Genomic DNA, 8,023 nt, shown 5'->3' with positions numbered 1-8,023 from the left:
TGCGCCTACCTGGTCGGTGACGAACTCACCCGAGATCCCGCGGTCGCGCTGAGCCCGCGCGTCGACGTCCTGCCACCCTTCGCGGGCGGCTAGGCGGCGCGTTCACATCCAGCGCCGCCACGACCGGCTGTGCCAGGTGTCGATGAGGTGCGCGGTTTTCGTGCGCGACGGCACGCGGCGCGGGCGGCACTCCTCGCCGGACACCGAGGTCCCCCGAAGGGCTAGCGCCACCAGGTGTCCAGCGACGTCACCGGGACGGTGCGCTTGTGGCGGGTGTTGTGGAAGATGCTCTCCAGCCGTTCGGCGACCTCGGGGGTCACCTCCTTGCCCTCCAGGTAGTCGTCGATCTCGCTGTAGCGCAGACCGAGCGCTTCCTCGTCGGGCAGGGCGGGCCGGTCGTCCTCCAGATCGGCGGTGGGCACCTTGGACCAGATGCTCGGGGGCGCGCCGAGTTCCTGGAGCAGGGCGGCGCCCTGGCGCTTGGTCAGACCGGTGAGCGGGGTCAGGTCGACGCCGCCGTCGCCGTACTTGGTGAAGAATCCGGTGACCGCCTCGGCCGCGTGGTCCGTGCCGACCACCAGCAGGTTCTCCTGCCCGGCCAACGCGTACTGGATCACCATGCGTTCGCGCGCTTTGAGATTGCCGCGCACGAAGTCACGCAGCTGGTGGACCTGCAAGGCGGAGGCCGCCTCGGCGGCCGCGGCGTTCGCGCTGGGCCGGACGTTGACCACGACCTGCCGGTCGGGCCGGATGAACGTCAGGGCGGTGCGCGCGTCGGCCTCGTCGGCCTGCACGCCGTAGGGCAACCGCACGGCGAGGAAGGTCGCGTCCACGCTGTCCGCGCGCAGTTCCTCGGCCGCGAGCTGGCACAACCGGCCCGCGAGAGCGCTGTCCTGTCCGCCGCTGATGCCGAGGACGAAACCTCGTGCGGGAGTCGCGTTCAGATAGTCCTTGAGGAAATCGACCCGGCGGCGGATCTCTTCCTTCGGTTCGATCGTGGGCCGGACGCCCAATTCACTGATGATCTGTGCACGCAGGTTCCCCATGGCGCCCGAGTCTACTGGCGGCTCAGCGGGCGACGACGCGCCGAACGACGCGCTCCCAGTTGTCGCCGATCTGCTCGCGGGTGAAGCCGAGCACTTGCATCTGGTGCATGACCAGCGCCGCGCCGAGCATCGCCAGCAGCCAGTCGGCGACCAGCGCGACCTCCCCGGGCGCGTCGGCCTGCCGCAACAGCATCACGACGTGCGCGCGCAGTAGTCCGTACGGCCTACCGGAAAAGCGTTCGCTCGCCTCGCCGAGTTCGGCGGCGCGATGTAGCTCGCCTGCCACCTCGATGTCCAGGAGCCTGGCGCGCCCGAAGGCGACCAGCCGTTCCACCGGGGGCGCGCCCGGTCCGAGCGGCGGCGGCCCGAAGATGAACGACTCCTGGTACTTCCGCTCTGAGTGGTCCAGCAGCGCGAGCAACAGGCCGGATCTGCTTCCGAACCGCCGGAACACCGTGCCCTTGCCGACCCCGGCGCGTTTGGCCAGCGCGTCCATGGTGAGACTGTCGACGCCGTGCTCTCGCACCAGTTGCTGCGCCGCGTCCAGGAGCAGTTGACGGTTGCGCGCCGCGTCGGCGCGCTCGGCGGGCTCCGAGATGCCCGGCAATGGCATGCCGACGTCGAGCAGCCGAGGGGCGCCATCGGTCGACGCGTCCGGTGCGGGGTAGTTCACAGCGCTCACGCAGGCTCCGCGGGAAGTAATCGGACCATGGTCCGGTTAGTGTGTGGTGAACGTACGGACACCACCTCATCAGTACACCAGGAGTCGTCATGAGCCAGACCCGCATTCTTGCACTCGTCGGCAGCCTGCGCGCCGCGTCGGTCAACCGGCGGCTCGCCGAGGCCGCGGCGCACAGCGCGCCGGAGGGTGTCGAGGTCACTCTCTACGAAGGGCTCGCCGACATCCCGTTCTACAACGAGGACATCGATGTCCCCGGCTCCGTCCCCGCGGCCGCTCAGGCGCTGCGCGACGCGGTCGCCGAGGCGGACGGCCTGCTGGTGGTGACCCCGGAATACAACGGCACGCTGTCGGCGGTGCTGAAGAACGCGATCGACTGGGCTTCCCGTCCCTACGGCGCGGGAGCGATCAAGAGCAAGCCCACCGCCGTGGTGAGCGCATCGATCAGCCCGAACGCCGCCCAGTGGGCGCACGGCGACGCGGTCAAGGCCCTGGGCGTGGCGGGCGCACGGGTGGTCGAGTCCGCGCACCTGCACTTCGGGGTCGTCGGCGAGCGGTTCGGCGCCACGCATCCGCGTGACGATGCCGAGGCGCTGACCCAGCTGGCCGGTACGGTGCGCGACTTGGTGGAGGCCACGCGCGGCGAATTGGCGTCGGTGTAAGCTCCTTCTCCGGTCTGAACGAGGGTCATCGCTGCGGGGCGCAGCGGTGGCCCTCTTCGTTCGACAGGAAGTTTGCTGAAAGTAAGCTGGAATGCCCGTGGAGTGATCTGCGCCACTGTTTGGTGCCGGGGTGAATCGAGCGTACTGGTACTTCTCTCGATGGAATTTCATCGATGTGACTCGCTACATGTCGTGTTGTAGGAATCTGTCGGCCACTAGGTGTAGTGTCTTCGGTACTGGAAGACGGCGAGAGACCTCACTCGGCACGAGTCGGCCACAGGTGGCTGATCAGGGGATTCGAGCTCGGATCCAGGAGTTTGCGCAGCATACGTCGGATCGTGAATTGCAACGGATCACAGGCTGTGGATCAGGCACAAGGAGAGAGGGACATCAATGACCGTCACCGTGTACACCAAGCCCGCTTGCGTCCAGTGCAACGCCACCTACAAGGCCCTCGACAAGGCCGGGGTGGACTACGAGGTCATCGACATCTCGGAGAACGACGAGGCGCGTGACTACGTCATGGCACTCGGGTACCTGCAGGCGCCGGTCGTGGTGGCCGGGGACGATCACTGGTCGGGCTTCCGTCCCGACCGCATCAAGTCGCTCGCGACCGTGGCGGCCTGACGCTTCCACCGCTTCCGGTTCATCCGAGGGGCGAGCGCTACGGCGCTCCCGAGAGGAGGAAGGCGACCATGTCGGAGACGACGGCGCTGGTCTACTTCTCCAGCGCTTCGGAGAACACACATCGCTTCGTCGAGAAGCTGGGTCTCCCGGCGACTCGCATACCACTGCACACCGCCGACTCACTGCGCGTAGACCATCCGTACGTGCTGATCGTCCCCACCTACGGGGGCGGTCGGCACGTACTGGGGGGCGATCGTTCCGACAAGGACTTCGTGCCGAGGCAGGTCGCCAAGTTCCTCAACGATCCGCACAACCGCGCGTTGCTGCGCGGGGTGGTCGCGGCGGGCAACACGAACTTCGGCGACACCTTCTGCTATGCGGGCGAGCTCATCGCACGCAAGTGCGGGGTGCCGTACCTGTACCGCTTCGAACTCATGGGAACCGCTGAGGACGTCGAGCGCGTCCGAGAGGGATTGGGATTGTTTTGGCAACAGCAACGACAGCACCGGCCGGAAAGACAGCTCGCTTAGAGCAGCCCCCGGTCCGCGGCGAGGCGGGCGAGGTCCTCGACTACCACGCCCTCAACGCGATGCTGAACCTGTACGGCCCGGACGGGGAGATCCAGTTCGACAAAGACCGTGAGGCCGCCCACCAGTACTTCTTGCAGCACGTCAATCAGAACACCGTCTTCTTCCACAACCTGGACGAGAAGCTGGACTACCTGATCGAGGAGAACTACTACGAGGCCGAGGTTCTCGAGCAGTACAGCCGCGCGTTCATCAAGAAGCTGTTCAAGCAGGCCTACGCCAAGAAGTTCCGGTTCCCCACCTTCCTCGGCGCGTTCAAGTACTACACCTCGTACACGCTGAAGACCTTCGACGGCAAGCGCTACCTGGAGCGGTTCGAGGACCGGGTGTGCATGGTCGCGCTCACGCTCGCCGCCGGTGACGAAGCGCTGGCGGGCCAACTGGTCGACGAGATCATCGAAGGCCGTTTCCAGCCGGCCACCCCGACGTTCCTGAACTCGGGCAAGAAGCAGCGCGGCGAGCCGGTGTCGTGCTTCCCGGCGGGTACTCCGGTGGATACGATCGACGGTCCCCGCGCCATCGAGACGCTGCAGCCGGGTGACCGGGTCTTGTCCCACGACGGTTCCTACCGTGCGGTCGAAGCGCTGATCGAGAATCCCAACGATCAAGCGCTGGTCGCGATTTCGCACTTCGGCCACAAGGAACCGATCCGATGCACCCCTGAGCATCCGATCCTGGTGTGGACCACCCGTGAGGTCGACACGCTCATCGACGCGGACGGCGCCGACCCGTTCAACGGTTTCGTGTGGCTGGCCGCGCGGGACGTGCACCCGACCGACTTCATCGTGACCACCGCGCCGCTGGGCCAGCGGGACCGGCGCGTGTTCGACCTTATGGATCACACCGGCGAAGGCGTGTACGAAGAGGTCGACGGGCTGATCCAGAAGGTGAATACCGACACGAAGCACCGCAACAAGCAGCGCCACAACCAGCGCTTCGTCGCTGTCAACCGCTTCGTGGAGGAGTCCTACGAGCTGGGCCTCATCCTTGGCTGGTATGTGGCCGAAGGTCACGTGTCCAAGCGGTCGACCGACGTGAGCGTGCCCAATGGCGTACATTTCACCCTCGGCGCGCACGAGGTCGACTACCACGTCGAACTCGGCATGGCATTCAAGCAGGTGTTCGGGGTCGACCTGTCCTTGCACACCAACCACTCCGATCACTCCACCCGGATGGTGTGCAACAGCAAGGTCGTCGCATCATTGCTGTTGTCATTGGCCGGGACCGGTTATGGCACCAAGCAATTGGCCGGTGATGTGCTCACCGCCGACGAGGACTTCCAACGCGGCCTGCTGGCCGGGCTGTTCCGCGGCGATGGTTGCAGCACCTCGGGCGGCATGATGCTCGACCTGGTCAACCCTGAGCTCGTCGACCAGGTGCAGCTGATCCTGCGCCGCCTCGGCATCGTGTCGGTCGTCCGTAGCTACGTCAACCGGGCGGGCAATACGACCGGCCAGGTATTCGTGCCCGGCCTGCCTGGAAACAACGAGGACTTCATCTTCGACATCGGCAAGAACCTGTACAACTACGTCGGCCGCAAAGGCACGAAGCGCGCGACGTACCAGGTCGTGCACGGTCGCCAGGTATACGGCGTGCGCGCTGTCGAGCACACCACCGATACCCCCGAGAAGGTGTACAACCTCCACGTCGAAGACACCCATACCTACTCGATCCGCGGTACGGTCGTCCACAATTGCTTCCTGCTGCGCATCGAGGACAACATGGAGTCGATCGGGCGCTCGATCAACTCCGCGTTGCAGCTGTCCAAGCGCGGCGGCGGAGTGGCGCTGCTGCTGAGCAACATTCGCGAGCACGGTGCGCCGATCAAGAAGATCGAGAACCAGAGCTCGGGTGTCATCCCGATCATGAAGCTGCTCGAGGACTCGTTCTCCTACGCCAACCAGCTCGGCGCACGGCAGGGCGCGGGCGCGGTCTACCTGCACGCGCACCACCCGGACATCTACCGGTTCCTGGACACCAAGCGGGAGAACGCGGACGAGAAGATCCGCATCAAGACGCTCTCGCTGGGCGTGGTCATCCCGGACATCACCTTCGAGCTGGCCAAGAAGAACGAGGACATGTACCTGTTCTCGCCGTACGACGTGGAACGCATCTACGGCAAGCCGTTCGCCGACATCGACGTCACCGAGAAGTACTACGAGATGGTCGACGACAAGCGCATCCGCAAGTCGAAGATCAAGGCGCGCGAGTTCTTCCAGACCATCGCCGAGTTGCAGTTCGAGTCGGGCTATCCGTACATCATGTTCGAGGACACGGTGAACCGGGCCAACCCGATCGCGGGCAAGATCACCCACTCCAACCTGTGCTCGGAGATCCTGCAGGTCTCCACGCCGTCGGAGTTCAACGACGATCTGTCCTACGCCAAGGTGGGCAAGGACATCTCCTGCAACCTCGGGTCGCTGAACATCGCCAAGACGATGGACTCGCCCGATTTCGCGCAGACCATCGAGGTGGCCATCCGGGCGCTGACGGCGGTGTCGGACCAGACCCACATCTACTCGGTGCCGTCCATCGAGCAGGGCAACAACCTCTCCCACGCCATCGGCCTCGGGCAGATGAATCTGCACGGCTACCTGGCGCGCGAACGGGTCCACTACGGGTCCGAAGAAGGCATCGACTTCACCGACATCTACTTCTACACCGTGGTCTATCACGCGATCCGGGCGTCGAATCGGATCGCGATCGAGCGCGGTACGTACTTCGGGGGCTTCCCCGAATCGAAGTACGCCAGCGGTGAGTACTTCGACAAGTACACCGATCAGGTGTGGGAGCCGAAGACCGAGCGCGTCCGGCGACTGTTCGCCGACGCGGGCGTGCACATCCCGACCCAGGACGACTGGCGCGAGCTGAAGGCCTCGGTCATGGAGCACGGCATCTACAACCAGAACCTGCAGGCGGTGCCGCCGACCGGCTCGATCTCCTACATCAACCACTCCACCAGCTCCATCCACCCGGTGGCGTCGAAGATCGAGATCCGCAAGGAAGGCAAGATCGGGCGCGTCTACTATCCGGCGCCCTACATGACCAACGACAACCTCGAGTACTACGAGGATGCCTACGAGATCGGCTACGAGAAGATCATCGACACCTACGCCGCGGCCACCCAGCACGTGGACCAGGGCCTGTCGCTGACGTTGTTCTTCAAGGACTCCGCCACCACCCGCGATCTCAACCGCGCCCAGATCTACGCCTGGCGCAAGGGCATCAAGACCCTCTACTACATCCGGCTGCGCCAGATGGCCTTGGAGGGAACCGAAGTCGAAGGTTGCGTCTCCTGCATGCTGTAGTTCGGTTGCGAACAGGGGCCTCCGGCAGGGGGCCCTTTTTCGCATTCCGCGGCCGCTGAGATCGCGCGCTCGCCTACGCTCGAAGCGCAACCCCATCCTGCGCTCTTCCTCGCACAGCATGCGGTGGGCTGCCCGCGTCGGGAATATGCTGGGGCAGAAGTGATCCGGTAGTGATGGGAACGACGATGACCGATCTCGGCGGCAATGGGAAGCCGCTCAGGCCGATTCATGACGCGAGCGTGCCCAGCAGCGCTCGAATATACGACTACGTGCTGGGTGGGAAAGACCACTATCAAGTGGATCGGGACGCGGCCGAGAAAGTGATCGCGGCGTTTCCCACCACCCGGGTCGCGGCTCGGCAGAACCGGTCGTTCATGCACCGTGCGGTGAACGCGCTGACCGAGTTGGGCGTGACGCAGTTCCTCGACGTCGGCACCGGTATCCCCACCGAGCCGAACCTGCACCAGGTGGCACAGGCGCCGACGCCCGAAGCGCGGGTGGTCTACGTGGACAACGATCCGATCGTGCTGACCCATGCCCGCGCCCTGCTCACCGGCACGCCGGAGGGTCGCACCGCGTACGTCGACGCCGACTTGAAGGACCCCGCGGCGATCCTGTCCGCGCCCGAACTCCGCGAGACCCTGGACTTGGAGCGCCCGGTGGCACTGAGCCTGGTCGCCGTGCTGCATTTCCTGGCCGACGAGCAGGACCCCTACGGGATCGTCGAGACGTTGATGGGTGCTCTCGCGCCGGGATCGTTCCTCGTGGTCTCGCACATCACCGCCGACCTCGAACCGGAGATGATGACCGACGCACTCAACGTGTACCGGCAGAGCGGGGTCTATGCCCAGACACGCACGCGGGACGAATTCGCCCGGTTCTTCTCCGGGTTGGAACTATTGGATCCGGGAATCGTCGTCACCAATCAATGGCGTCCGCAGGGCGAGTCGCCGTCTTGGCTCGATTCGCAGGTGAACTGCTGGAGCGCGGTCGGCCGCAAGGTGTGAGCTGTGTTGGTTGGCAGCGCCTGCGGCGCTGCGTGTTCGCGGCCCCTGATGTCTCGCGTCCGAACAACCGAAGCGCATGCGCCGCAGGCGCGAGTCTCGGTTGTTCG

General features: G+C 65.3%; 7 protein-coding genes and 1 pseudogene. 6 read left to right on the top strand and 2 right to left on the bottom strand.

All coding sequences use genetic code 11. The features are described from left to right. A pseudogene (locus ACWEH3_RS35310) lies at positions 1–93 on the top strand (MoaD/ThiS family protein); the annotation flags it as partial. A gap of 128 nt (positions 94–221) precedes the next feature. On the opposite strand, the gene nadE reads toward ACWEH3_RS35310, so the two are convergent. Together nadE and ACWEH3_RS35300 are read right to left on the bottom strand one after the other, a co-directional pair. Continuing rightward, on the bottom strand, positions 222–1,046 hold the full coding sequence (gene nadE / locus ACWEH3_RS35305) for an ammonia-dependent NAD(+) synthetase (protein WP_450026493.1): 825 nt from the start codon (positions 1,044–1,046) through the stop codon (positions 222–224). A gap of 22 nt (positions 1,047–1,068) precedes the next feature. Next, positions 1,069–1,659, bottom strand: coding sequence for a TetR/AcrR family transcriptional regulator (locus ACWEH3_RS35300; RefSeq protein WP_450026497.1), 591 nt, complete (start codon positions 1,657–1,659; stop codon positions 1,069–1,071). A gap of 158 nt (positions 1,660–1,817) precedes the next feature. Between ACWEH3_RS35300 and ACWEH3_RS35295 the strand changes: the two genes are divergently transcribed. The 5 genes from ACWEH3_RS35295 to ACWEH3_RS35275 all read left to right on the top strand — a co-directional run bounded on the left by ACWEH3_RS35295 (position 1,818) and on the right by ACWEH3_RS35275 (position 7,916). Next, complete coding sequence (locus ACWEH3_RS35295) at positions 1,818–2,387, top strand: NAD(P)H-dependent oxidoreductase (RefSeq protein WP_450026491.1); 570 nt, start codon at positions 1,818–1,820, stop codon at positions 2,385–2,387. Between the two features lie 393 nt (positions 2,388–2,780). Next, on the top strand, positions 2,781–3,014 hold the full coding sequence (locus ACWEH3_RS35290) for a redoxin NrdH (RefSeq protein WP_039799742.1): 234 nt from the start codon (positions 2,781–2,783) through the stop codon (positions 3,012–3,014). Positions 3,015–3,082: 68 nt separating this feature from the next. Further along, the gene (gene nrdI, locus ACWEH3_RS35285; protein WP_450026489.1) at positions 3,083–3,544 is read left to right on the top strand and encodes a class Ib ribonucleoside-diphosphate reductase assembly flavoprotein NrdI; all 462 of its coding nucleotides are present in this window, start codon (positions 3,083–3,085) and stop codon (positions 3,542–3,544) included. Then, a complete protein-coding gene (gene nrdE, locus ACWEH3_RS35280) occupies positions 3,493–6,909 on the top strand; it encodes a class 1b ribonucleoside-diphosphate reductase subunit alpha (protein WP_450026495.1) in 3,417 nt (1,138 codons plus the stop codon). The genes nrdI and nrdE overlap by 52 nt, the downstream gene beginning before the upstream one ends. A 185-nt stretch (positions 6,910–7,094) precedes the next feature. Then, positions 7,095–7,916 carry an SAM-dependent methyltransferase gene (locus ACWEH3_RS35275; protein ID WP_450026487.1) on the top strand — a complete coding sequence of 274 codons (822 nt, stop codon included), beginning with the start codon at positions 7,095–7,097 and terminating at the stop codon, positions 7,914–7,916. The last annotated feature ends 107 nt before the right edge of the window (positions 7,917–8,023 follow it).

It is taken from the genome of Nocardia sp. NPDC004718, from assembly GCF_053601535.1.
The sequence above is the reverse complement of the archived record's forward strand: the minus strand, read 5'-3'. Positions and strand labels throughout refer to the sequence as shown.